The 26,367-nt window shown below is 40.7% G+C and carries 18 protein-coding genes and 1 pseudogene; 10 read left to right on the top strand and 9 right to left on the bottom strand.

Translation table 11 applies throughout. The annotated features are described in order from the left end of the window. Positions 1-5: 5 nt before the first annotated feature. Positions 6-1,316 (top strand): ATP-dependent protease ATP-binding subunit ClpX, encoded by a 1,311-nt coding sequence (gene clpX, locus AC4CU0_RS12670; RefSeq protein ID WP_078189661.1) that lies wholly within the window; start codon positions 6-8, stop codon positions 1,314-1,316. Positions 1,317-1,479: 163 nt separating this feature from the next. Next, positions 1,480-2,193 (top strand): DUF2846 domain-containing protein, encoded by a 714-nt coding sequence (locus AC4CU0_RS12665; RefSeq protein ID WP_490743258.1) that lies wholly within the window; start codon positions 1,480-1,482, stop codon positions 2,191-2,193. Positions 2,194-2,322: 129 nt separating this feature from the next. On the opposite strand, the gene AC4CU0_RS12660 is transcribed toward AC4CU0_RS12665, so the two are convergent. From AC4CU0_RS12660 to AC4CU0_RS12635, 6 genes and pseudogenes are all read right to left on the bottom strand, one after another. Further along, positions 2,323-3,849 (bottom strand): fumarate hydratase, encoded by a 1,527-nt coding sequence (locus AC4CU0_RS12660; protein ID WP_078189659.1) that lies wholly within the window; start codon positions 3,847-3,849, stop codon positions 2,323-2,325. Positions 3,850-4,498: 649 nt separating this feature from the next. Next, positions 4,499-5,398, bottom strand: a complete 900-nt coding sequence (locus tag AC4CU0_RS12655; RefSeq protein ID WP_180059543.1) for a hypothetical protein — start codon at positions 5,396-5,398, stop codon at positions 4,499-4,501. Further along, positions 5,382-6,234: pseudogene (locus AC4CU0_RS12650) on the bottom strand (DUF2515 family protein). The gene AC4CU0_RS12655 and the pseudogene AC4CU0_RS12650 overlap by 17 nt, the downstream one beginning before the upstream one ends. 139 nt (positions 6,235-6,373) lie before the next feature. Continuing rightward, positions 6,374-8,515, bottom strand: coding sequence for a phosphate acetyltransferase (pta, locus tag AC4CU0_RS12645; protein WP_490743256.1), 2,142 nt, complete (start codon positions 8,513-8,515; stop codon positions 6,374-6,376). A gap of 59 nt (positions 8,516-8,574) precedes the next feature. Continuing rightward, positions 8,575-9,792: an acetate/propionate family kinase gene (locus AC4CU0_RS12640; protein WP_180010213.1), complete on the bottom strand. Its 1,218-nt coding sequence runs from the start codon at positions 9,790-9,792 to the stop codon at positions 8,575-8,577. A gap of 493 nt (positions 9,793-10,285) precedes the next feature. Continuing rightward, positions 10,286-11,551, bottom strand: a complete 1,266-nt coding sequence (locus tag AC4CU0_RS12635) for a glutamate-5-semialdehyde dehydrogenase (protein ID WP_490743255.1) — start codon at positions 11,549-11,551, stop codon at positions 10,286-10,288. Positions 11,552-11,854: 303 nt separating this feature from the next. On the opposite strand from AC4CU0_RS12635, the gene AC4CU0_RS12630 reads away from it, so the two are divergent. Further along, positions 11,855-13,183, top strand: a complete 1,329-nt coding sequence (locus AC4CU0_RS12630; protein WP_490743254.1) for an alpha/beta fold hydrolase — start codon at positions 11,855-11,857, stop codon at positions 13,181-13,183. Positions 13,184-13,212: 29 nt separating this feature from the next. Here the strand turns inward: AC4CU0_RS12630 and AC4CU0_RS12625 are convergent, their stop codons facing one another. Further along, positions 13,213-14,082 (bottom strand): class I SAM-dependent methyltransferase, encoded by an 870-nt coding sequence (locus tag AC4CU0_RS12625; RefSeq protein WP_490743252.1) that lies wholly within the window; start codon positions 14,080-14,082, stop codon positions 13,213-13,215. A 128-nt stretch (positions 14,083-14,210) separates the two neighbouring features. Further along, complete coding sequence (gene nagZ / locus AC4CU0_RS12620) at positions 14,211-15,233, bottom strand: beta-N-acetylhexosaminidase (protein WP_180034909.1); 1,023 nt, start codon at positions 15,231-15,233, stop codon at positions 14,211-14,213. 200 nt (positions 15,234-15,433) lie between these two features. Between nagZ and AC4CU0_RS12615 the strand changes: the two genes are divergently transcribed. From AC4CU0_RS12615 to AC4CU0_RS12585, 7 genes are all read left to right on the top strand, one after another. Further along, positions 15,434-17,644 (top strand): carboxy terminal-processing peptidase, encoded by a 2,211-nt coding sequence (locus AC4CU0_RS12615; protein ID WP_490743250.1) that lies wholly within the window; start codon positions 15,434-15,436, stop codon positions 17,642-17,644. A gap of 436 nt (positions 17,645-18,080) precedes the next feature. Then, positions 18,081-20,147: a bifunctional diguanylate cyclase/phosphodiesterase gene (locus tag AC4CU0_RS12610; RefSeq protein WP_490743249.1), complete on the top strand. Its 2,067-nt coding sequence runs from the start codon at positions 18,081-18,083 to the stop codon at positions 20,145-20,147. 241 nt (positions 20,148-20,388) lie between these two features. Continuing rightward, positions 20,389-21,981 carry a peptide chain release factor 3 gene (locus AC4CU0_RS12605; RefSeq protein ID WP_078189646.1) on the top strand — a complete coding sequence of 531 codons (1,593 nt, stop codon included), beginning with the start codon at positions 20,389-20,391 and terminating at the stop codon, positions 21,979-21,981. A 106-nt stretch (positions 21,982-22,087) separates the two neighbouring features. Further along, on the top strand, positions 22,088-22,915 hold the full coding sequence (locus AC4CU0_RS12600) for a hypothetical protein (RefSeq protein ID WP_490743248.1): 828 nt from the start codon (positions 22,088-22,090) through the stop codon (positions 22,913-22,915). 74 nt (positions 22,916-22,989) lie between these two features. Continuing rightward, the gene (locus tag AC4CU0_RS12595; protein ID WP_490743247.1) at positions 22,990-23,946 is read left to right on the top strand and encodes an RsiV family protein; all 957 of its coding nucleotides are present in this window, start codon (positions 22,990-22,992) and stop codon (positions 23,944-23,946) included. An 8-nt stretch (positions 23,947-23,954) separates the two neighbouring features. Next, positions 23,955-24,776, top strand: a complete 822-nt coding sequence (locus AC4CU0_RS12590) for a TatD family hydrolase (protein ID WP_490743246.1) — start codon at positions 23,955-23,957, stop codon at positions 24,774-24,776. 151 nt (positions 24,777-24,927) lie between these two features. After that, positions 24,928-25,734: an enoyl-ACP reductase FabI gene (locus AC4CU0_RS12585; RefSeq protein ID WP_078189642.1), complete on the top strand. Its 807-nt coding sequence runs from the start codon at positions 24,928-24,930 to the stop codon at positions 25,732-25,734. Positions 25,735-25,897: 163 nt separating this feature from the next. On the opposite strand, the gene secB is transcribed toward AC4CU0_RS12585, so the two are convergent. Continuing rightward, positions 25,898-26,353, bottom strand: a complete 456-nt coding sequence (gene secB / locus AC4CU0_RS12580; RefSeq protein WP_078189641.1) for a protein-export chaperone SecB — start codon at positions 26,351-26,353, stop codon at positions 25,898-25,900. Between the last annotated feature and the right edge of the window lie 14 nt (positions 26,354-26,367).

Below are 26,367 nucleotides of genomic sequence, written 5' to 3'. Positions count from 1 at the left end.
TGAATATGTCCGAACATCCTCAAGGACAAAAGCATTGTTCATTTTGCGGTAAAACGCAGTCTGAAGTCGGGAAACTGATTGCAGGTGAGGACGCGTACATCTGTAATGAGTGTGTGGACGTATGTCTTGACCTAGTTCAGACCAGTCAGCAAGTTGAATCAAATGACTGGGCAACTCGTCCTTTACCAAAACCGCATGAAATCCGTGCTGCGCTTGACCAATATGTGATTGGGCAAGATGTTGCGAAAAAGACCCTCTCTGTTGCGGTATACAACCACTATAAACGCCTAAAAGTTGGCACCAGTGGTAAAAAACCAGAAGACGGAGTAGAGATTTCGAAAAGTAACATTATGTTGGTTGGACCAACAGGTTCAGGTAAAACGCTGCTTGCTCAGACACTTGCGCGTCTTTTAGATGTGCCATTTGCGATGGCAGATGCAACGACTTTAACTGAAGCCGGTTATGTGGGTGAAGACGTTGAGAACATTGTTCAAAAACTCCTTCAAAAAGCCGATTACGATGTAGAAAAAGCACAAAAAGGCATTATCTATATCGATGAAATCGACAAAATTACCCGCAAGTCTGAAAACCCATCGATTACTCGTGATGTATCGGGTGAGGGTGTTCAGCAAGCGTTATTGAAAATGATCGAAGGTACGGTTGCGTCGATTCCGCCTCAAGGTGGTCGTAAGCATCCGCAGCAAGAATTTATTCAAATTGATACTTCAAATATTCTGTTTATCTGTGGTGGCGCATTCTCTGGTCTAGAGAAAATCGTACAGCAGCGTCAGGAAAAAGGTGGTATTGGCTTTACGGCTGAAGTGCGTAAGAAAGATGAAACTAAAAAATTATCTGACTTATTCCGCCAAGTTGAAGCGACAGATTTGGTTAAATTCGGTCTGATTCCTGAATTTATTGGTCGTTTGCCAGTCATTGCAACCTTGGAAGAACTCGACGAAGAAGCATTGATGCAGATTCTGACTGAACCAAAAAATGCATTGACACGTCAATACCAATATTTATTTGAAATGGAAAATGTTGACCTCGTATTTGAAGACTCAGCATTGCGTGCCGTGGCTAAAAAAGCCCTTGACCGTAATACGGGTGCACGTGGTCTACGTTCGATTTTAGAAAATTCATTGCTTGAAACGATGTATGATCTACCAAGTCGTTCAGATGTGGGTACGGTTGTCGTCAATGAAGCGGTGATTAATGGTGAAGCGGAACCTGAATTTAAATCAGAACGTCAACCAAAGAAAACTGAAGAAGCTGCACCGAAGTCAGATTTAAAAGTTGTGAACTCTAAATCTGCTTAAGCGCTATTCGTCTGAAACGTGTGTAAATCCAAGATTTGCACACGTTTTTTATTTCCAAAAATAAAAGCAGAATGTTAATCTCAGCAGGATGGCGTGGATGCCTGAATGTAAAAAACTGAAAACAAAAGTGTAAAAATAAAAAAAGACGCAGTGAGGGATAATCATGCGTGAAGTTGCAATTCTACTTTTAAGCAGTGTAGCGCTGCTGGGTTGTCATGGAAAATCAGCCGTTGAGCAAACGTCATTGGCTTCGACATTAAAGCCTGTGGATCCTGAAAGTACACCGGGTCATATTGAGCAATATCGATTGGGTATGTTTACCATTGGTGGTTGGGTCAATCAGAAACAAGGCCGACATTTTCAAGAAGTAAAAGCTCAGCATGATCAAGCAGCGATCGTGTATTTATATCGTCCAGACAGTAACTGGAATCGTCAAGAAATTGTGGCCAGCAGCTTATTTCTGAACAGTGAGCGTATTCCAAGTTTATTGAATAATCATTATTACTGGGTGGAGTTACCGGCAGGGAATTACCGCTTATCGTCCAGTCGCCCTTTGGGGGTGAATCATTTTCAAAAGCCTAAATATTTAGACTTTGATGTTGAAGCAGGTCAAACTTACTTCATTAAATATGATGAAGAGAATTTATCCAGTAAAAGAACGGTTTCAGGGCCATTGCTGCTCATGCCTGAAAAAATTGGTCGAAATGAAATCGCATTTACAGAGTTGAAATCCAACAGTTTTAACTTTGTGGCAGAAGATCAAAACACTGGAAAAGTGCGGAAAAGTGCGCAGAAGTTGAAAGTACCTCATTATGATCCTGCGGAAGATGTGCAGTTGACCAAGCCTTTTAAACTGTGGAATCCATTAACTTGGTAATGTAATTAGCTCGTGTTTTTGAGTGTGTGAAAATATTAAATAGCGAATGTCATTCGACAAACAGCCTAAATATTGACATTAAAAAAAGCACCCGATGGGGTGCTTTTTTAGATCTTGAATGTGGCGAAATTAGTTCGCAGCAGCATCAACTACTGGGATTTTACCAATTTTTGCTTGCCAGATTTTTGGTGCAGTTGCGTGAACAGAAGTACCATTTACGTCAACAGCTACAGATACAGGCATGTCTTTTACAACAAATTTGTAGATCGCTTCCATACCTAAGTCAGCGAAAGCAACCACTTCAGCTTCACGAATCGCTTTCGATACTAAGTAAGCAGCACCACCAACAGCCATGAGGTAAGTTGCTTTGTTGTCTTTGATTGCTTCAACAGCAGCAGGACCACGATCCGCTTTACCAATCATACCGAACATGCCAGTTGCTTCAAGCACTTGACGTGTGAACTTATCCATACGTGTTGCAGTTGTTGGGCCAGCTGGACCAACAACTTCGTCACCGACTGGATCAACAGGGCCAACGTAGTAAATAAATTTACCTTTTAGGTCAACTGGAAGTTCTTCACCTTTGTTTAACATGTCAACCATACGTTTGTGCGCAGCGTCACGACCTGTATAGATTGTACCGTTAAGAAGCAGTGTGTCACCAGGTTGCCAAGAGTTCATTTCTTCTTGAGTGATGTTATCTAAGTCAACACGTTTAGACGTTGATGAATCCCAAGTTACCGCAGGGTAGTCTTCAAGGCTAGGCGCTTGAATATGCGCTACACCTGAACCGTCTAATTGGAAATGCGCATGACGAGTTGCAGCACAGTTAGGAATCATACCTACTGGTTTACCCGCAGCGTGACATGGGTAGTCTTTGATTTTGATATCAAGAACAGTCGTTAAACCGCCAAGACCTTGAGCACCAATACCTAAAGCATTTACTTTTTCGAAGATTTCGATACGAAGTTCTTCGATTTGGTTTTGTGGGCCACGACGAAGGAGTTCGTCCATGTTGATTTCTTCCATCAATGCTTCTTTTGCAAGCATCATGGCTTTTTCAGCAGTACCACCAATACCGATACCGAGCATACCAGGAGGACACCAACCTGCACCCATTGTTGGAACAGTTTTAAGTACCCAATCTACGATAGAGTCAGAAGGGTTAAGCATTGCAAGTTTAGATTTGTTTTCTGAACCACCACCTTTAGCAGCAACAGTAATATCAACTTTATTACCCGGAACGAGTTTGTAGTGAATTACAGCAGGGGTGTTGTCTTTGGTATTTTTACGACCAAAAGCAGGATCAGCTAATACTGATGCACGAAGAATGTTTGAGTTTTCAAGATAACCTTGACGTACACCTTCGTTAATTGCATCGTCTAGGCTCATGGTTAAATCAAATTTAACGTCTAAGCCCACTTCAAGAAATACGTTCACAATACCCGTATCTTGACAGATAGGACGATGGCCTTCTGCACACATACGAGAGTTAATTAAAATTTGTGCAATCGCGTCTTTTGCGGCTTTGTTTTCTTCACGGTCATACGCACGGCTCATCGCTTGGATGAAGTCCTGTGGGTGATAGTAAGAAATGAACTGAAGCGCATCTTTTACCGATGTGATCAAGTCATCTTGCTTGATAATAGTTGTCATACAAATATCTCTTGAGCGGGCTGATAGCTAGCGGGCTAAATTATAAGACAAAAATACAGTTGTGTGGGTATTTCGCTTAATCTTTGGCCGAAAGTTTAATAGGCTTAAACAGCGCCATGTTTCGCTGTCATCAATATCCTAAAAATGACGTTTTCACTGTCATATTTCATGAAATATTTGTCACATAACTAGAGGAGAAGATTTGTTTTTGTTTCTAAGATTATGAAATTAAATAATATTTATTATTTTTGGATATTTCATATTTGTCATATAACTGTCATAAAACTTTTACATAATGACGTCATCAAAGTTAGAGTGTGAAATATATGGTTACTCCAGTGTTGTCAGTTATTGGTTTTTCTCTGTTTATCGCAGCAACTTGGTTCTACGGTCAACAAGAAGATCAAGCCTAAAGCTTTATCTTCTTTTTTTGCTTTAAATTTTATAAAAATAATATTCTTCTTCAAATCTTCAAATCTTCAAATCTTCAAATCTTCAAATCTTCAAATCTTCAAATCTTCAAATCTTCAAATCTTCAAATCTTCAAATCTTCAAATCTTCAAATCTTCAAATCTTCAAATCTTTAGTTTCAATGATCAATTTTGTGTAAAAGTGCTTTAAAATTGAGTCTAAACGCGACAACATTTGATTATTTAACATATTGCCAAACATCAGGATCTTCATAATTTTCATCGATACGGTAGCCTTGTACTATAACTTCTTTTTCATCAATTTCTCTTGATTTTTTATTTCTTATCAGCTCATTTGCAAATGCTTGTTCTAACTCTTTTGAGGTCATTTTGTAAGTATCAATATTATTCTCTGAATCATCCATTGAATTTCTTTCATCATAACGAATCGTATTGAAAGCATAACGAACCATATATTGTTCTTTACCATCTTCAGTTTTTTGAGTTTGTTTTATACTCAGATCCAAAAGGATACCATTGGCATATAATCGGTAGCCAATAGAGTTCCCTCCAACTGTATTGATTATTTTTTTCCATTCTTCATAATTAAAGATATAAGTCGGGTCAATGACATCACCTGATTTCATTAGATATCGAATATTATCTTCCTTTGCTATTCGTGCAGAAAAACGATAGAAATAATTTTTCCATTCGGCCTGATTTATACGTTTCATTAAGTCAACATAAGCTTGGTGGGCTTGTTCAGGACGTACAAATTCTTCTTTGTTTAGCCCTGCATTAACATCAAGCCCTTGTATTCCATCCTCATTATTAAACGATGTTCCTAGAACTGAAAATACATGATCTATCACTAAGCTATTCTCACCATTTTCAACTTTAATCTGACCTAAGTTGGGCGGTGTAAAATCTAACTCTTTAAAACCTGCTCCAGATGGATGACTATCGGGATGCCCAAGATTATGTTGAGAAAAATCTTTAAATCCTTGTTTGCCTAAATGTAAACTAAAACGCAGTTGATTCATGACATTATTCTCTGTATTTTTTGCACTAGGTTGACAAGCTGAAAGGAGATAACCCACCATAAAAATAACAATGCAGTAATTAAATTTTTCCATCATTACTATCCTTTCCAACTGTAAAATTAGCTTTGCTATCGCCCCATTTCGCAATAATTTTTAGTTCTTCTTCTAAAAAGTATCTTCCTTTATCACTTTGCATTAAACGATGATATTTTTCTGCTGCTTTATTAATCCATTCCATACGGCTATCATAATTGGCGACTTTAGTGTTTGATAATGGTTCGCTGTATACTGTTTCTGGTACCTTATCAAGTACACCGGCGTGTCGCCCCTGATATTCTCTTTCCATGTTTTTGATATTATAAGAACTCGGCAGAATACTTTTCAATTTTTGGTAGATATTCAAAAGCACTTTTAATTTCTAAAGTGCTTTTAAGTTTTTAATTATGGGTAAACAATTTGACCAAGGAATGTTTATAACTTCTTCTTTAATATGAGTAAATTTGGAAACATCACGTTGAGTTCGGCATTGATTAAAAGAGGATGAAGACATGCTCAAAGCATAATGCCAAGGTGCAATATCCATAAATAGCCATAAGTTACCTTTTGCAAAAGTATGTACAGGATCACGAATTACCCCTAGTGGAATCCATTTATATCCCCATGCAGTTAAACCATGTTTAACAATGGCAGCTAAGATTATTTGAAGCAAATGCACCTAAGCCCATCCAATAGTAACGACCAACTAAATCCTTGTTTCCATGTTTTTCTTTTTCTAGATAAATATTGGCATAAACTGAAGCAAGACGTCACGCCCTAGCTTCATATCCAGGCTCTAATTTATGTAAATTTTTCCTTTTATTTTTTAAATTAGATATGTGTATCAGAGCTTTGATTGCTTTTTTCAAGCGAAGAATGAATACATTATTGGTCATGTACCAAATACTCAAAATTCAGCCATAGAATTTAAAAGAAATTTCTACTAATTCTGAGTCTTTTCAACATAATGGCAGTTATACAAAACAAAAAACCACCCAGTCTTTCGAAAGGGTGGTTAAGAACTCGAAACTAAAATTAAGCTTCTTGTTGTTCGGATTGAATCGCCGTTAATGCAATGGTAAACACGATGTCATCGACCAATGCGCCACGAGACAAGTCATTTACAGGCTTGTTTAAACCTTGCAGCATTGGGCCAACACTGACTACATTTGCAGAACGTTGAACTGCTTTATAGGTTGTATTACCTGTATTTAAATCAGGGAAAATAAACACATTGGCACGACCAGCCACTTTAGAGTCAGGTGCTTTAGAACGTCCCACACTTTCCACCGATGCAGCATCGTATTGAAGCGGGCCATCAATGAGTAAATCTGGACGGCGTTCTTTGGCAATGCGTGTTGCTTCAGCCACTTTTTCGACATCTGCTCCTGCACCTGAAGTACCTGTTGAATATGAAATCATCGCAATACGTGGGTCAATACCAAAAGCTTTCGCTGAATCTGCAGATTGAATCGCAATCTCTGCAAGCTGTTCTGCATTTGGATCTGGATTAATGGCACAGTCACCGTAGACATAGACTTCATCTGGTAACAGCATAAAGAATACAGAAGAAACCAATGAATAATCAGGTGCAGTCTTAATCAATTGGAATGCTGGACGCACTGTATTCGCCGTAGTATGTACTGCACCAGATACAAGGCCATCCACTTGATCGAGTGCAAGCATCATGGTGCCTAAAACCACGGTGTCTTGTAGCTGTTCGCGTGCTTGTAGATCATTGAGTTTGCCTTTACGCAGCTCAACCATTTTCGGCACATAGTTTTCACGAATCAGGTCTGGATCAATGATTTCCAAATCATGAGGAAGTTCGATATTACGTGCTTTTGCAACTTCAATCACGGCTTCAGGTTTTGCCAATAAAATACAGTGTGCAATGCCACGTGATTGACAAATGGCAGCCGCTTGAATGGTCCGTGGTTCATCACCTTCAGGTAGAACAATCCGTTTTTTCGCAGCAATGGATTTTTGTACCAATTCATGACGGAATGCAGAAGGGGACAAGCGTGGTTGATACGAACCATTCAATACTTCAGTAATCCACTCAGCATTAATGTGGCTTGAAACAAAGCGAGTCACTTGCTCTGCACGTTCTACGTCATCGACAGGAATTTCATTGCCTAAATTTGAAAGTTGTTGTGCCGTTTCAAAAGTGCTTAAAGGCGTATGTAAAATCGGTAAGCCTTGCTTAATCGCGGTTTGGCAGAAATCCAAAACTTGCGGGTTCGGTTGATGATGTTCAGTCAAAACCAAACCGGCAAGTGGAATACCATTGCTACTTGCAAGGCTAGAAGCCAACAACACATCAATACGGTCAGAGGCGCTGATAATCAGTTCACCTGCCACAAATTTGTGAAGTTCATGTTCAATATTCGACGCAACTAAGCTGCTATGTAGTACACGGCGATGAGCAGCATCGCCTTGGTTGATCCATTCCGCTTGAATATGCGTCGCCAAGTCAGACATGCGCGGTACGCTGAGCGTATTACTAAATGGAACGAGGCCAATAACAGGTAGCTGTGTAGAACCAATTTGCGGATTACTTTGTTGTAATTCGAGTACAAATTTATTGGTGTCACTAATTAAACGCAGATTTGGATCAAGTGTGACAGGAATTTGCGCAGACTCTTCTGGCAAGCCACGTGTGCGCATAAACAAAACACCCGCAGTACGTTCAGATGCAGCACCACCAAATTGGCGTAGTGAACTGTCAATTTTCTCAGCCGTTTTCGTGGCATTTTGAATATCTGCTGTGCTGACAATAATTACTTTAGCATCAAGAGCTTTTGCTAAAGTTGCGTTGAGTTCTGAGGCAAAGTTATCTCGGCTGTTTGGAACCAAGCCTTCAACAATAATCAGATCATGCTTTTTTGCAATTTCACGGTGCAAACGAACCGCTTCTTCGAGCAGTTCATCACTTTCATCATGACTGATTTGCTTCACGATGGTGGCATGATGAATAGGTTCTACCGTTTCACTATTAAATAAATGACGATAAAGAGCCGTTGTACGGTCCACGGTATCTGCGACATTTTCCTGTGAAAATGGTTTCAGAAAACCTGCTTTGACCCCTTGGCATTCCAAAGCATAAATTAAACCTAAGCATGCAGATGTTAAACCTACACCTTCCCCAGTTGGCACGAGTAAAATTGTTTTCATACGGTGTCTAAATTAAAGCTAAAAATTAATATTGAAGGCGAAGGGGCTGATGCGATTGCTTATGCAATCGCAGCTTCAGCATCAGACTTTTTTGTAGCAGACGCTGTCACCTCGTCTACAACATGCTCAGTTTCTTTGGCAATACGGCCTTCTTCATCGGTTGGAACAACCCAAATTTGTGGGCCAGTTCCGTGGTCAATACGACCTTCCGTACCGCGTTTTAAGTTGTCATTTAATTCTTTACTAAGGTTGAAACCAAAGTGCGGTAAGTATGAAACCGTTTTTTCACGAATGTAGGCAGAGTTTTCACCAATACCACCGGTAAAGAATAAACCGTCAATACGTGGTAGACCACAGCTGAGACCTGCTAAAGATTTTGCTAAACGGTAGCAGAATACTTCAATGGCAAGCGCGGCATCTTCGTTACCTTGTTCTGATGCTTCGATCAATGTACGCATGTCATTTGATAGATCAGACAAACCGAGTAGGCCTGATTGGCTGTTCAGCATTTTGTCGATTTTGTAGATATCCCAACCTAAGTTGCTCGCAAGGAAGCTGTGAATACTTGGGTCAACATCACCACTACGTGTGCCCATCACCACACCTTCAAGTGGTGTTAGACCCATTGACGTATCTACAGATTGACCATTCCAAATCGCACAAGTCGAGCTACCATTGCCTAAGTGAGCAGTTAACCAGCCACCTTGTTTAAAGCTGCCTGCCAACATTGAGCCACGCTCAGATACGTAGGCATGGCTAGTACCGTGGAAGCCATAACGACGTACGTTATGCTGTGTGTACAAGAATTTTGGTAATGCATAGCGGTATGCATGAGACGGCATTGTTTGGTGGAATGCTGTATCGAATACGGCTACTTGCGGAAGTTCAGGGAACAAACGCATGGTTGCTTCGATACCCACCAAGTGAGCAGGGTTATGCAATGGCGCAAGCGGTGTAGCTTCACGAATACGTTCAATAATTTCTGGTGTTAATAGCTCAGCTTTGGTTAATGTACCGCCGTGTACCACGCGGTGACCAATCGCTTGAGGATTATGGTGAGCCAAACGCTCTAAAATAGTTTCGAGGGCTTTTTCATGGTCAGCATGTGGAATAGACAGCTCAAGCGCAGCACCACCCGTAGTGACCCCTTTAATACGTGCATCAGCAGAACCTAGGTTCTCGGCCAGACCAAAAATACGATCTTCACGGCGCTCAGAAACTAACGCATATTTGATAGAAGAAGATCCGCAGTTAATTACTAATACTGATGTAGACACGTTTAAATACCCGAATTCTAATTGAAATACTTATCCATAATGTTGATCTGATTGCAGTTGTATTGATTGATGCAATTTAGATCTGTGATGATGTTTTATCATGGGTTTTTTTATCGTCCTAGATAGACTTTAGGAGATTAGACTTAAGCACTATCGACCCTGAGCACAATAATAATTAAAATTTATCAGTTCATAGTTTTCATTTATTAATAAAATAATCCTCAAAATTTATACGATTTAAGAGATATACATAGAACATAACATGCGGTTGCTGCGCTGTAATCCTAAAATTGTTGCAAAAAAGCAGGTAAATTGAACTTTTCTTATTCTTCTTAAGCATTTAATTGTCAAAAAATCTGTTTTCGATTCTAAATCCTGTGTGTTTGCAGGATTATATTTCAATATGTGAACCCTGGGTCTAGTTTTTTAAATCGCAATAAAAAAAGCTGTGCCTTTACTCAGAAAAGCACAGCTTTCATTGTCTTATTGGGTGTTATTGGCGAATTTGACCATCACCAAACACAATCCATTTTTGAGAAGTCAGACCTTCAAGACCGACTGGCCCACGTGCATGGATTTTATCGGTTGAAATACCGATCTCAGCACCAAGACCATATTCAAACCCATCTGCAAAACGAGTCGAGGCATTGATCATCACTGAACTTGAATCTACACGCGCCAAGAAATGACGAGCCAGACTAAAGTTTTCGGTAATGATTGAGTCGGTATGGTGTGAGCCATATTTGTTGATGTGCTCAATCGCTTCATCTAAGCCTGTAACGACTTTCACCGCCAAAATCGGGCCTAAGTATTCGGTGTACCAATCTTCCTCAATCGCAGGAACAATCGATTCACCCAAGATGCGCTGCGTTTCAGCACAGCCACGTAGTTCTACTTTTTTCTCAGCATAGAGTTCAGCAATGCGTGGTAAAAATTCTTCAGCGACATTTTCATCGACGAGCAAGGTTTCCATGGCATTACATACGCCATAACGGTGTGTTTTGGCATTGAGCGCAATAGGTAATGCTTTTTGCAAATCAGCTTGAGCTTCTACAAAAACATGGCAGTTACCATCAAGATGTTTGATAACAGGCACGCGTGCATCATTGGTGATACGTTCAATTAAGCCTTTGCCACCACGAGGTACGATCACATCGACATATTCAGGCATAGTAATTAATTGACCAACCGCAGCACGGTCTGGGGTATTAATCACTTGAACGGCATGTTCAGGCACACCTGCGGCAGTTAAGCCATGCTGAATCGCAGCCGCAATCGCTTGGTTAGATTCCAAAGCTTCAGAACCACCACGTAAAATAATCGCGTTGCCTGATTTAAGTGCTAAAGATGCGGCTTCAAGCGTTACATTCGGTCGAGATTCGTAAATCATGCCGACAACGCCTAGCGGCACGCGCATTTTGCCAAGCTGAATACCTGTCGGACGAAAGGCCATATCGGTTATTTCGCCAATCGGGTCAGTCAGTGCGATCACATCTTTTAGACCTTGGAGCATGCCTTTAAAGCGTGTGGGGGTAAGTTCTAAGCGATCAAGTAGAGCACTATCCAAGTTGTTGTTATGCGCTTTGGTCATATCCACTTGGTTAGCTGCCAAAATTGCAGTTTCACTGTTTTGTAAAGCAGTATAAATTGCTGATAAGGCATTATTTTTAGTCTGGGTAGAAGCCCCTGCGAGCACACGTGATGCTGTGCGTGCTTGCTGTCCTACCGTTTGCATATATTGTTCAATAGACTCTTGCATAGCGGTTTGATCACTTAGAAATTTCAACTCGATATTAACAGCCTGTGACTGAACAATGAAGCACTTAAGTGCATATTCGGTTACTCATATTGACCAGAATTAACATTTTGAAATTGTTTTTAGAACAAAAGTAGATAAGCGGCGGGGATATCAGTTGCTTGTAAAATGAACCTCTGTATAGAATGAAACAATAGCGACATTGAAGTCGTACAAATAACGATTAAAGAGCAGGACGCTAAGTCGAGCAGAGTCTCTAAATGAATTCCTGACAATAAAAATAAGGCAGGAATGGAGGAAAGGAATATGAATTCCATTATCCAAATGGATCCCACCGTACAGGAAAGTACGCATTACAGTTTTTTCGATCTGTATGACAAGCAAAGCTTTAAACAGCCTGCCAGAACAACATGGATTGATGGCTGGAAGGTCGAATATATGGCCATTGCACAACCTGAAACCATTCATCGCACACCGATTGTTATTATTGGTGGGGCATTTCAAAACTTTAATTCCTACAAATATTGTGTCGAACAACTATTTGCGGCAGGCCCTATTATTTTAATTGATTTACCCTCCATGGGCTCAAACCAGCAAATTACCAATGTCGATACTGCGGTGTCAGCAGGGACTTTAGAGTTGGGTGATCTGGCACAGATGTTAGGCGTTTGGTTGGATATCGTCGGGCTAGAAAAAGTATCCGTGATGGGGATGTCGCTCGGTTCAGTGGTGGCTGCAGGACTGGCGGATCAACGTCCTGAATTGATTGACCGCATGATTTTAATGGGCGTAATGCAAAAAACGCGCAAGAGCTGGCGCATGTTGCTTGAAGAATCCTTGCATTTGATGAAAGAACAGCGCATGGATGAATTTGGTCAAGCGGTGATTTTATATTTGGTCAATCATGCCAAACTGGATGTGACGCGGATGTCGCCGACAGCGAAGCGTTTGTTCTTTAGACAAATGGCTGAATTCACCAATACCGAACAAGAGCGTTATGATATTAACTGTAATCGTTTGCTGCGTTTGCAAGACGTGCCGATTCCACAGTGTGATGTTTTGGTGTCATGCGGGCAGTATGACAGTTTTACTTTGCCACATGAAAATGCAGGCTTTGCCTTGCAATGTCCGAATATGCAATTTGCCATGATTGCCAATGCGGATCATTTACCGCAGTTGCAACGCCGTAAGGAAACCATGAATTTGTTTGCAACTTATCTACGCGGTGAGTCTATTCAGCAGTTGGAAGGAATCATTCCAATGAGCCGAGAGCAAATGCAAAATATTGAACGCCGTGGCGAAGCGCGTGTAAGTGTACAACAGCCATTCACGCATTTATCTCATCGCCATTCAGACCTCGTGGTTGAAACTCAAATTACGGATTTAAATTATTTCGGCGTGTTGCTGAATGTACAGGCTGAAATGTTGGACTGCATGCACGCATATCCACGGGATTTGGCATTACATCTAGAAGATGAAGAAGGTGAGTTTAAAATTGAATGTCTCATCTTTGACGTTGTGGATACGCAGGTTCGAGCTTTGTTTAAGCATGGTAGTTTTGAGTTGGCAGAGCGTCTATTGCGCTTTGTACAACGCCAAAAAGAAGATGTGTTGTTATTAGAAGCCGTAAGTTAAAACATGAACAAGTAAAAAAAAACAGCGCGTTAGCGCTGTTTTTTTGTTTTGGCATGGACCATCCAAACCAAATCTCCACAGTGCTGCTCTGCATCGTGAAATGGAATCACTTGATCTTGTTGCTGTTGTGGAAAGTATAAGGCCGGCTGAACGACGTCTACTTCTTCAAATCCTGTATGACTGAAAAACTGCTGTAATTCAGCAGGGGATTGAAAATGAAAAGTAAAAGCGCTGCGAGACATGACTTTGAGTAATTTACTACTGGCCCAAATAAAACGTGCTAAACGGTTCTTGACGGGTTCAGGATAGATGTCGGTCAGATAATGTAATTCCTGAAATGAGGCGCCATATTCGGTGATCCCTTGCAATAACTTATTCAGTAGCGTTTGATCAAAATAATTAATTAGCCCTTCACTAATCACCACCAAAGGACGTTCAGGGTTGAAACTCTGAAAAATACGTTCAAAATCTTGTGTGAAAATGTCGCCTGTTAAGACCTCAGGGGCATGCGGGTCAATCTGTTTGAGTGCTTGTGTTTTGATCTTTGCCATATCTGGCAAGTCGAGTTCACGATAGTCAATTTCAGGATGCTTGGTGCGAAAATTCCAACCGCGCGGGGAGAGGCCACAAGCAATTTCAAGGACTTGTAGCTGCGGGTGTTGGGCAATGAGTTGATCTAAATGTTGATCGATCATGGCATGGCGCTGTTTGAGCGTCGAGCGCATGCTACCGCCCACATTCTTTTCTGCCCAGCTTTCTAAGGGGTGGACTAAACGTGCTAAAAATTTGCCTTTACGCGTAGCAAAAACGGGATGTGAAATCCCCATGCTGTACCAAATATAGCCGGTGTAATGTGCAGTAAAGGAAATGTGTCGATGTTCCGATAAACTTTGTGTCATGTCGTCCTGACCTAATGTTGTTTTTATTGGCAATTTTTGTATAGCACCGAAGCACTTATTTTGACTTCATCATAAATCAAAAAGGAGCACCTTGTCGTGCTCCTTTTTATGATTTTAAAGGTTGTGGATTAGCAGTATTGATTTTTAAAATCCACAATACGGTTACGCACGTTTTGCCAGTCCGCCCCGAGTTCAATGCTTTGCCCAATCTCAATTTGTGGGATTTTACCGCGCATACGTTCTAGGCGTTCTTGATTTGGAAGAGCCAAGTTTTGAATGCCATCAAGTGCAATGCATGCAGATTCACGGTTATTACATACAAGGCCCATATCACAACCTGCATTTAATGCTGCTTGGATACGAGCATCTGCGCCGCCAGCGACACAAGCAGCTTGCATGCTTAAATCATCGGAGAATAAAACGCCATCAAATTGGAGCTCTTGACGTAAGACTTTCTGTATCCAATACGGTGAAAATCCAGCAGGATTAGGATCAATATTTTCATAAATCACATGCGCAGGCATTAAGGCATCAAGCTGTGGTTGCAGTTGAATAAAGCTTTGCATGTCTTTTTGATAGATCTCTTCATAACTACGATGGTCAATAGCAGCAGCGACGTGTGAGTCTGCTTTCACTGAACCGTGGCCTGGGAAATGCTTACCTGTAGATGCCATTCCTGCACGTTTCATACCTTTTAAGAAAGCACTTGCCAGTGGAATGATATCTTGCATATTTTTGGCAAAACCACGGTCACCAATCACATCACTAACATCATTTAAATCCAGCACAGGTGCAAAACTGAAATCGATGCCGACCGCAAGGACTTCAGCTGCCATCAACCAGCCACATTGTTCAGCCAGTTCAACAGCTTTTTCAGGTTCAGTTAAGTAAAGTTCTCCAAACTTACCCATAGCTGGTAGGAGTGTGAAGCCTTGTTTTAAGCGTTGTACACGACCACCTTCCTGATCGACGGCAATTAAAATATCAGGACGAATTTGACGCATATGGTCGGTCAGGGCACGAACTTGTTCAGGAGATTCAATGTTACGACCAAATAAAATCATGCCGCCAACTTGTGGTGCCTGTAATAGTTCAATATCTTCTTGGGTGAGTTCTGTGCCAGCAATGTCGAGCATTAATGCGCCAATCATATTCGGTGTCCGTGTTGGAATTTTTAAGGAAAAACAATACCTGAATTCTGCAATGATTTGCTACACTTTGTCAGCAGAGAATATGATAAAACTACACGACATAAACATATTAAGTTGTTTAAGATTTTGAATATATTCAATTCAGGTCGAAAACCAACACGGTAATATTGGTCTTAATACCAAGGAAGTACAAATTATTTATGAAACTTCAAACATTAGCTTGTGCCGTTGCGATTGCGACAGGTGGATTCTTTTTCACTCATGTGGTGAATGACGCAATTGCTGCCAATAATACAGAAGCAGTGAGCGCGGGTACCATTCAGCCCACACAAGAACAAGCCTTGGTCTCACGTCAGCTTGCAACATTGGTAGACCGTCAACACTATTTAAATCAGCGTTTAGATGCCAATACCTCTAACCGTATTTTAGATTTTTATATTGATAGTTTAGACGCTGAACATACGTTGTTCTTGGCATCGGACATTGAAAATTATAAAAAACGTTATGGCCCAACTTTTGGCGCAAATCTCAAAGCGGGCAATTTAACAGGGCCGTATGCCATTCATGCTCAATATCGTGAGCGCCTAAAACAGTTCTACACCTATATGTTGGAAGAGCTGAAAAAGCCACAGAATTTAAATCAACCGAATAACTACATCGAAACTGATCGTGAAAAAGCACCATTCTTTAAATCGACAGAAGAGCAGCGTGCGCATTGGAATAAAATGTTGGTCTCTCAGCTGATCAATTTAACCATCAGCAAAGAAGAAGAGAAAGCCAAACAAAAAGCGTTGAAAGATGACCCAACACTGGCAAACGGTCAAGATTTAACAGGTCCTGAAGACTTAACACCTGTACAGACTTTAACCAAGCGTTATACGCGTCAGTTAGAGCGGATTAGTCGTTTAAAAAGCGATGATGTGCTTGATAAAACCCTTAATGCGATGATGTTAACCTATGATCCGCACAGTAACTATTTCCCACCTGTAGATGCGATGGAATTGAACCGTCAAACCACGTTGCAATTGGAAGGGATTGGGGTGTCGATTCGTCCTGAACGTGGCAACGAAGACTACACTAAAATTGAAACGATTGTAGAAGGTGGTCCAGCTAGCAAATCAGGACAAGTCAAGTCAGGCGATCGTATCGTTGGTGTTGCCCAAGATGGCGACAAAATGGTGGATGTGATCGGTTGGCCGAGCAATGAAATTGTCGGACTGATTCGTGGTAAACGTGGCACCAAAGTGACTTTACGTTTATTGGGTGCTGGTGCGTCCATGAATCAAGCGCGAAATGTCACGATTGTACGTGATGTAATTCAAGAAGAAGATGCAGGCGTGCGTTCACGCACCGTTGAAATTGAGCGTGATGGCAAAAAACATAAGTTTGGTGTGATTGAAATTCCATCGTTTTACTTAAACTATCGTGCACGTCGTGCGGGTACAGATTACCGTTCTGTGTCGGAAGATACCAATAAAGCTTTAAAAACTTTAGATGCGCAAAATGTTGAAGGCATCATCATTGACTTGCGTAACAACCCTGGTGGCTCACTTGAAGAAGTGGCACGTATGCTTGGTCAAGTGATTAAATCAGGTCCAGTGGTGCAAATCCGTGATGGCAATGGCAATGTCAGCGTGTTTGAAGATGATGATGGGGGCGCGCAAACTTATGCAGGTCCATTGGCAGTATTGATTAACTTGGCTTCGGCGTCTGCGAGTGAAATTTATTCTGCTGCGATTCAAGACTATGAACGTGGTGTGGTGATTGGTAGCACCACAACGGGTAAAGGAACAGCGCAGGTACAACTTGACTCTTTAGCCTATGGTCAAGCAACCTTAACGCAACGTAAATTTTACCGCGTGACTGGCGGCAGTACCCAGAATAAAGGAGTCGTGCCTGATATTAAGTTGGTTGATATTTACAATGAAGAGTTTGGTGAACGTAAAGCGAAAAATGCTTTACAGTGGGATACCATTCCTACAGCACCGTTTAAACGTGAAGGCTCGATCCAAGCCTATGTTCCCGATTTGATTAAGTCATCTCAGCAACGTGTCAGCATTGATCCGCAATTTAAATATTTAGAGCAACGTACGGCGATTGCGAAAAAGACAGAAGAGCAAAAGCGTGTGGTGCTTGACTTAGCGAAGCGTAAAGCCGAGCTGTTGGCACTAGAGCAAAAGTCTTTGGATGCTGAAAACCAACGTCGTAAAGTGGTGGGTCAAAAACCTTATGCCAATTGGGAAAGCTACCAAGCGTCTATGGATGCATTGGTGGAGGCACGTGCAAAAATGAAGGCGAACCAGCGTCCAGCACTGCCTGAAGAAGAAGTCTTTGTGACGGAAGCAGCAAACGTGCTAATGGACTATGCCAAATTACAAGGCAAAACGCATACAACAACAGCCAAAAAGTAAGTAATTCATCCATAAATAACATTGAGATGATTGCTTGAGTTTTTGACAGAAAAGATGAATTTATCCATTGAGAAATAGCGAGCTACGGCTCGCTATTTTTTTGTGAGTAGGGCGGTGTTCGATTTAAATCTAGAAAGCAATCTATAAATGATTCTAACTTATTCATTTTATTATGGTTAGAAACTGTTCTAAAATAAAAACCACCTGATGCATTTTTTATCAAAAGTTTAAGTTTTAGTGAACTTCATCAAGCTTTCTTTTTTTAAATTAATCAGTTGCTTAAAATCTTGAAAGAAAGACTTGACCATTATCGTAGACTAATAGATTCTAAGGGAAAATAAGTAAGTAATTGAAAACGTAACAAGTTAAAGGGAAGAGATAGATTGGGTAATTCGGTTAAAGAAAGTGCCACGATAACCTAAGCGGAACGCTTGATATGACCCATATTCATTATGATTACAATCTGGTCGTTGGTTCAATCGTAGTTGCATTATTAAGTTGTTACTTAGCGGTTTCACTCGAACAAATGTTGTTCCGTGGAACACGACCAAGATATGAAAATGTCATTTTATTATTCAGCGGCGCAATTTTAGGTGCTGCGATTTGGTGCATGCATTTTATAGGCATGATGGCCAGCCATTTGCCTTCAAATTATAGTTTTGATACCAGTCTGACCCTAACTTCCTATTTTATCGCCTTTGTCGCGTCCACTTTTGCCGTGTGGTTAACCACACGACTGACGCTACCATTTCCTCGTTTAATTTTAGGCTCCGTATTAATGGGCCTTGGCATTTCCGGAATGCATTACACGGGGATGCTGAGTTTAGACGTTCAGGGTTATGAGCAACGATACGAACCTTTAATTGTTATCTGTTCAATTTTAGTTGCGATCTGTGGCTCGTGTTTGGCATTTTGGCTAACGTTTAAAAATAAATACTCGCCAAAACGTAACATCATGAATGCTTTTGTTGCGGTCATGCTGACTTTTAGCATTGTTGCTATGCATTATATTGGTATGGCAGCTGTTGATTTTGTACCGCTAAACTCGATGGATGTATTGGTTGCGGCTCAAATTAACCATAATTTATTGCTATTTATTGTCTTATTTGTCACCAGTTTATTGTTGATGGCGGCCTTTAGCGTTGCAGTACTTGAGCAACGTTTAGAACATCGCAGTTTGCAATTGATGCGCGCAAATCGAGAACTGGCTAATCAAGCGGTACAGGACAATTTGACCCGTTTACCTAATCGACTATTTTTGGCTGAATATGCACATTTTCTATTTACAGAGCATCGCTTAAGACAAGATAAAATTGCTTTTATTTATATTGATATCGACCGTTTTAAAGCGGTCAATGATGTGTTTGGACACCATGTAGGTGATCAACTACTGATTCAAATTGCCACACGCATTCACCGTTTAATTAATGATCAAGCCAAATTGCTACGAATCGGTGGGGACGAGTTTCTGATTGTGCTTGAGTCAGCAAGCAATGACTCTGCCACAGCAATGTCTGAAAAAATATTGGAATTGATGCAAGAAAGCTTTTTGATTGCAGGTAAGGAAATTAACATTTCAGGCAGTATTGGTATTGCGATGTACCCTGAACATGGTGCGAACTTACAAGACCTACTGATCAATGCAGACACCGCAATGCTGAGTTCGAAGTATCAGGGGCGTAATACCTATTCATTTTTTAATTATACCGCCGACCAATTTGAAGAAAAAAGTCAGACGAAACTGATCAATGATTTGTATAAAGCGGTAGAAGAACAACAGTTTATCTTATTTTATCAGCCAAAATTTAATGCTGCTGATCGTGAAATTTGTGGGGTTGAGGCCTTAATTCGTTGGAATCATCCAACTCTAGGTATGTTGACGCCAAATAAGTTTATCAATGGTGCAGAAAAAACTGGACTGATTATTGCCATGGGCTATTGGGCGCTTGAAGAAGCCTGTAAGCAAATTCAGCACTGGGAAAAGCTGAATATGCCGCTGTATCCGATTGCGGTCAATTTATCAGCGATTCAGTTTGAACATAAACATTTATTTAGTACCTTAGAGTCGCTTTTTGCACGGTATGAAATTAACCCGTCACATTTAATTATTGAAATTACCGAGTCAACTGCGATGCATCATATCGATGCCAGTATCGTAACTTTTGAACATTTGAGAAAGATGGGGATTAAAGTTGCGATTGATGACTTTGGAACGGGACATTCAAGTTTCTTGTATTTAAAAGAACTGCCTGTAGATGAGTTGAAAATTGACCGTGAATTTATCCGCAATTTGAGCGTCGGTTCTAAAGAAGAAATTATTTTAGAAAGTATTATTCACTTGGCAATTCGACTGGGTTTAACGGTCACTGCAGAAGGTGTAGAGACAGAACAACAAGCAGAAATTTTAAAACGTTTAGGTTGCCAGCAGTTGCAGGGATATTTGTTAGGAATGCCGATGCCAGTGGCACAGCTTGAAGAAAGCATGAAAATGAAAGTTGAATAAAGGCCTCGTAGTCTGATCGCATTGCCAATGAGTGAGAAAAAAAAGACAGAGAAATGCGTTATATCGTCGATAAAAACAGGTCGTCATCCAATGTAAAACATCAAGACACACCACGCTAAGATTTTGACTCAACCCGATGTGGTTGATTATTTTTAATGGTCAATCTGATACAATATCGCCAATTTTCCATATTGATCAGATCTGATCTTTTGCACTGCGAGTTTTGCAGTAGGTGTCTTTCATGAGTTTTAAAGAAGAATTAGCGACACAGGTCGCTCAGCGACGTACTTTCGCTATTATTTCCCACCCCGATGCCGGTAAAACCACAATGACAGAAAAACTGTTGTTATGGGGACAGGCGATTCAGGTTGCAGGTATGGTAAAAAGCCGTAAATCTGATCGTGCGGCAACGTCTGACTGGATGGAAATGGAAAAAGAACGTGGTATTTCGATCACCACTTCTGTTATGCAGTTCCCGTTTAAAGACAAGATGATTAACTTGCTCGACACACCAGGGCATGAAGACTTTTCTGAAGATACCTACCGTACATTAACTGCTGTTGACTCTGCGCTTATGGTGATTGATGGTGCAAAAGGTGTCGAAGACCGTACGATCAAATTGATGGAAGTGTGTCGTATGCGCGACACGCCGATTATTTCATTCGTCAACAAAATGGACCGTGAAATTCGTGAGCCATTAGAACTGCTTGATGAAATCGAAAACGTTTTAAAAATTAAATGTGTTCCGATTACTTGGCCACTGGGCACAGGTCGTGACTTTGCCGGTGTATTTAACCTACTCGAAGAAAAATTCTACGTTTATAAGGCAGGTTTCGGTTCAACAATTACGGATATTGAAGTCCGTGATGGCTATGACTATGCAGATTTGCGTGAAAAAGTCGGTGATCTAGCTTGGGCTGCATTTGAAGAATCATTGGAATTGGTTCAAATGGCCAACGAGCCTTTAGACCGTGATGAATTTTTGGCAGGCCGTCAAACGCCAGTCTTGTTTGGTACGGCACTCGGTAACTTTGGTGTAGACCATGTTTTGGATGCATTTAGTCAATACGCACCTGAACCTAAAGCACATCCGACTCAGGACCGTAAAGTTGAAGCGACTGAAGAAGGCTTCACAGGTTTCGTCTTTAAAATTCAGGCCAATATGGATCCAAAACACCGTGACCGTATTGCATTCATGCGTATCTGTTCAGGTAAGTATGAAAAAGGCTTAAAAATGAAACATGTGCGTCTAGGTAAAGATGTGCGTATTAGTGATGCCTTAACGTTCCTTGCTGGTGACCGTCAACATCTTGAAGAAGCATGGCCGGGTGACATTATCGGTTTGCATAACCATGGTACGATTCAAATCGGTGATACTTTCACTTCGGGTGAAGATTTACACTTTACCGGTATTCCGCACTTCGCGCCTGAAATGTTCCGTCGCGTGCGTTTAAAAGATCCATTGAAGTCAAAACAGCTACAAAAAGGCTTAAAAGAACTTTCAGAAGAAGGTGCAACTCAGGTCTTTATGCCGCAAAACAGTAACGACTTAATTGTGGGTGCTGTAGGTGTGCTTCAGTTTGAAGTGGTGGCTTATCGTTTGAAAGAAGAATACAAAGTTGATTGTATTTACGAGCCTGTAAGTATCAATACGGTACGTTGGGTATCGTGTGATGACGAGAAAAAATTCAACGAATTTAAGAAAAAAGCACACGACCAATTGTCTGTCGATGGCGGTGGTCATTTAACTTATCTTGCACCAAGTCGTGTGAATTTACAGTTAATGCAAGAACGTTATCCGGATATCGTGTTCCGTAATACACGTGAACACTAAGTTGTTCTTTTACAGAAATAAAACAGCTTCTTCGTGAAGCTGTTTTATTTTGTGGTAGAGTTTTTAAATCCATACATTACGCAATCATTTGGTCGTTTAGGACATCATGAAAATATTCAAGGATGCTACAGTTTTTGCACTTTTGGGGAGTGTTTTGCTGCTCAGTGCATGTGATTCAGGAAAAGAAAACAAAGCGACAAAGCCGGCCGATGATGGTGCTTCTGAAGCGACCGTAATCAATCCAGATGTTTTGCCCTATTTAAATATTCAAGAGCAAGCTGCAAAAATTGCCAAACCGTTTTGTGAAAATAAAAGTTGTATTGATTTAGAGATACAAACCATTCAGACCGTAGATACGTGGTTGAATAGCTGGATTGAAAAGAATCAGGCGAGCGTCGTACAAGATCAGATTGCACTAAAGCAGAATATGAATCTCCAACAAGCTGTCGATGCGTATGTGAAAAAATCAGATGCTTGGCAGGCCGAGTTTAAAACCAATAAAGCCTATGAATTGGCGATGTACACACGAATTCCATATCAACGGAATCAATATGTGCTGCTGCAAATCGGTGTCGATACCAAACAGGAAAATATCACGGTCAAAGAGCGCTATTATTTTTTTGTGGCAGACCGTCGTGCGAAAAAGAATCTTAAGCCTTTAGATATTATTGATGCAAAGCAACAGCAAAATATGGATGCTATTGTGCAGCAAGCCTATAGCAAATGGTTAGATGAACAAGAGGTAGATGTCAAAAAAACGGCACCGAAAAAACTCTATTGGGGCCAAGCAGATTGGTTCTTTGATCAAGAAGGTGTCGGTTTGCATTACCGTACAGATGAAATTATCAAAGATAGTAAACAACTGGATATTTATCTCAGCAAAGCACAAACACAACAAGTATTGAAAGCTGACGTTTATCAGCATATGTTCTAAACAACGAAAGTATTTAATTTGATGAGATATTTACCGAGATAAATATCAATTATTCGAAATGAAAGGTTGAAGCAATGGTGCAAAAAAATAAAATTTGGGCAAGCTCAATATTGGCAGTTTCTGTTGCATTCACGGCGTGTCAGCCACAACAAGCTGAACCTGAAAAAAAGCCGGATCAAGCCAAAACTGAACAGCCAGATTTGAGTGCAAAACTGATTGGTGATGCGGAAAAATTACAACTGAATTTACCTGAATGTGATGGCGGGGTCTGTCCTGAAATTTCAGTTGAACGCTTAAACAGTAATCAAGCCTTTATTGATGAATTTATTGATGCGGAAATTCTAAAACAGTTAGGCGAAATCTTGTCTGTTTCGCCTTTAGAAGATAAGACGCTGAGCACTGATGCTCCCGCTGCAAGTGAAGTTCCTGCAGCGTCTGAAGCAAAATCTGCTTTGGCAAAGGTTGAAACGCCCAAATTAAAATTGGAAAAAGCCACGCAGCCTTATATGCAAGCGTTCTTAAATTTAGATAAAGAATTGAAATCTTTAAGTGCCAATCAGCAAATCAGTCTGATGATTAAACCTAAAATATTAAATGCTGAAAAAACCTTGGCAACAGTGGTTTTAAATACCAGTTCATATTTAGGTGGAGCGCATGGTTCTTCTGCACAGCAATATTATAACTTCGATTTAAGCACTCAAAAATTGGTGCAGCTCAACGACATATTATTGCCAAATCAACGTGCTGAGCTTGAAAAGCGGGGCTATGAAGTATTTAAAACTTGGGTGAAAGATGCCAAGTTGGCAGACAATATTCAAGAATATGAACAGATTTGGAAATTTAAACTGTCTGATAATTTTTATCTGAGTCAGCAAGGTTTAATTTTGCAATATGCCGAATATGAAATTGGGCCGTATGTGGTGGGTTTACCACGTTTGACCATTCCTTATGATCAATTGCAAAGTGTATTGAAAAAGCAATATCTACCTCCAGTTGAAGCTGCTGAAGCCTCAGCCGCAAAAGCAAATTAATTAGTTCAATGACTTACTCACTGTTTGATACGCATACGCATTTTGATGTTCCCGATTTTGACGCTGATCGGGAACAGTTGGCGTATGCTGCCAAACAGGCGGGTGTCGATGCGTTAGTATTGATTGGTTTTGTACAGTCACGTTTTCACGATTTGCTGCAAACCCAAGAGTTTTTAGATCGTTTATCCAATGCTCCCAAAAGCTATTTAGCTCCCGGCTTACATCCGTTTTATATTGAGCAACATCGTGCAGAACATTTGCTCGACGTGGAACAGATGCTAAAGCAGCATAATTGTATTGCTGTCGGTGAGATAGGTTTAGATACTTTTTTGAAACAGCATAAACAGCCTGAACTTTTTCAAAAGCAGCAGCAGTATTTTTCCGCACAACTTGAATTAGCACAGCAGTTTGATAAACCAATATTGCTGCATATTCGTAAATCCCATGCGAAGGTGCTTTCGATGTTGAAAAAGCATCAATTTAAGCTCGGTGGTATTGCACATGCATTTAGTGGTGGTGTTGAAGAAGCGAAGGCATTTACCAAGCTAGGTTTTAAAATTGGTGTAACAGGGCAAATCACCAATCCCAATGCAAAAAAATTACATCAAGTGATTCAGACTTTGGGTGTAGATCATTTGGTCTTAGAAACTGACTGTCCAGATATGACACCCTTATGTTGTCAGCATTCGACGGAAGGGCGTACTCGCAATACGCCGGTCAATTTGCCCTATGTATTGCAGGGGTTAGCTCAGAGCTTAAACCGTACTGAATCTGAGATTGCACAGATCTTATGGAGTAATTCATTAGAAGCATTGCATCTGGACGCTTAAGGGCCAATAAATATTGACACTGCTTGATTGAATCTAGTTTCATTCGCATCGTGCATGCAATGATGGTTTTCTAAAAAAAGGCGCATTATGCAATTTCTAAAATGCTTTAGACTTGGCATTATGCTGTTAAATTATTTTGAGTGAGTTTCACATGGCACAAGGACTATTGGCTGGCAAACGCTTTTTAATCGCGGGTATTGCAAGTAAGTTATCAATCGCATTTGGTATTGCGCAAGCTTTACATCGCGAAGGTGCAGAACTGGCTTTTACTTATCCAAACGAAAAATTAAAAAAACGTGTAGATGATTTTGCTGAACAATTTGGTTCAACTTTAGTTTTCCCATGTGATGTCGCAGTGGACGCTGAAATTGATACCGCTTTTGCTGAACTTGCTAAACATTGGGATGGTCTAGACGGTGTTGTGCATTCAATTGGTTTTGCACCGGCACATACTTTAGATGGCGATTTCACTGATATTACCGACCGTGAAGGTTTTAAAATTGCTCACGACATCAGCGCATATAGCTTTATTGCGATGGCTCGTGCGGCAAAACCTTTATTGGCTGCACGTCAAGGTTGCTTATTGACGCTGACTTACCAAGGTTCTGAACGCGTAATGCCAAACTATAACGTTATGGGTATGGCAAAAGCGTCACTAGAAGCAGGCGTACGTTATTTGGCAACAAGTCTTGGTGCTGAAGGTATTCGTGTTAATGCGATTTCAGCAGGTCCGATTCGTACCTTAGCGGCTTCAGGGATTAAATCTTTCCGTAAAATGTTAGACCTAAATGAAAAAGTCGCACCGCTTAAACGCAATGTCACCATTGAAGATGTCGGTAATGCAGCATTGTTCCTTTGCTCGCCTTGGGCAAATGGTATTACAGGTGAAATTCTGTATGTTGATGCTGGCTTTAATACTGTAGGTATGAGCGCTGATCTGATGGCAGATGCTGAATAATTCTCTTTAAGTTCCCTCTCCCTTTGGGAGAGGGCTAGGGTGAGGGAATAAAAACCTCTCCCCTTGCGAAATAGTGTTTCTCATCTCCTAGAAGGAGAGGGGATAAATAAAGCAATAAAAAAGACCGCTAAAAGCGGTCTTTTTTATATCTGAGATCAAGTAATTAAGCTTGGCCTTCAGCAGCAGTTTGCGCACGTTGCAAATTCGCTTCGAATTCAGCATCGAAGTTAATTGGTGTAAGCAATAATTGTGGGAAGCTGCCTTTAGTAACCATATCGTTCACTGCTTCACGTAGGAATGGGAACAAGATATTTGGGCAGTAAGCACCAAGAATGTACGGAAGACGTTCTTCTTCAACGCTATCGATCAGGAAGATACCTGCTTGAGTAACGTCAACGATAAATGCAGTGTCACCCGCATTGTTCGCTTGAACGACAACTTTCAGTGAAACTTCGAAGTGTGTTGGATCAACTTTTTCTGCAGAAGAAGAAAGGTTGATATTTAGTTCAGGCTGCCATTCTTTAGTAAATACTTGAGCCCCAGGTACTTCGAAAGAAATATCTTTAGTATAAATACGCTCTAATGCCAATTGTGGTTGAGCTTGTTGTTCTTCACTCATTGTTTATTCCTTAA

It is taken from the genome of Acinetobacter sp. LipI_15, from assembly GCF_058242865.1.
Note: the sequence above shows the minus strand (reverse complement) of the source record. Positions and strands in the feature narration are given on the sequence as shown.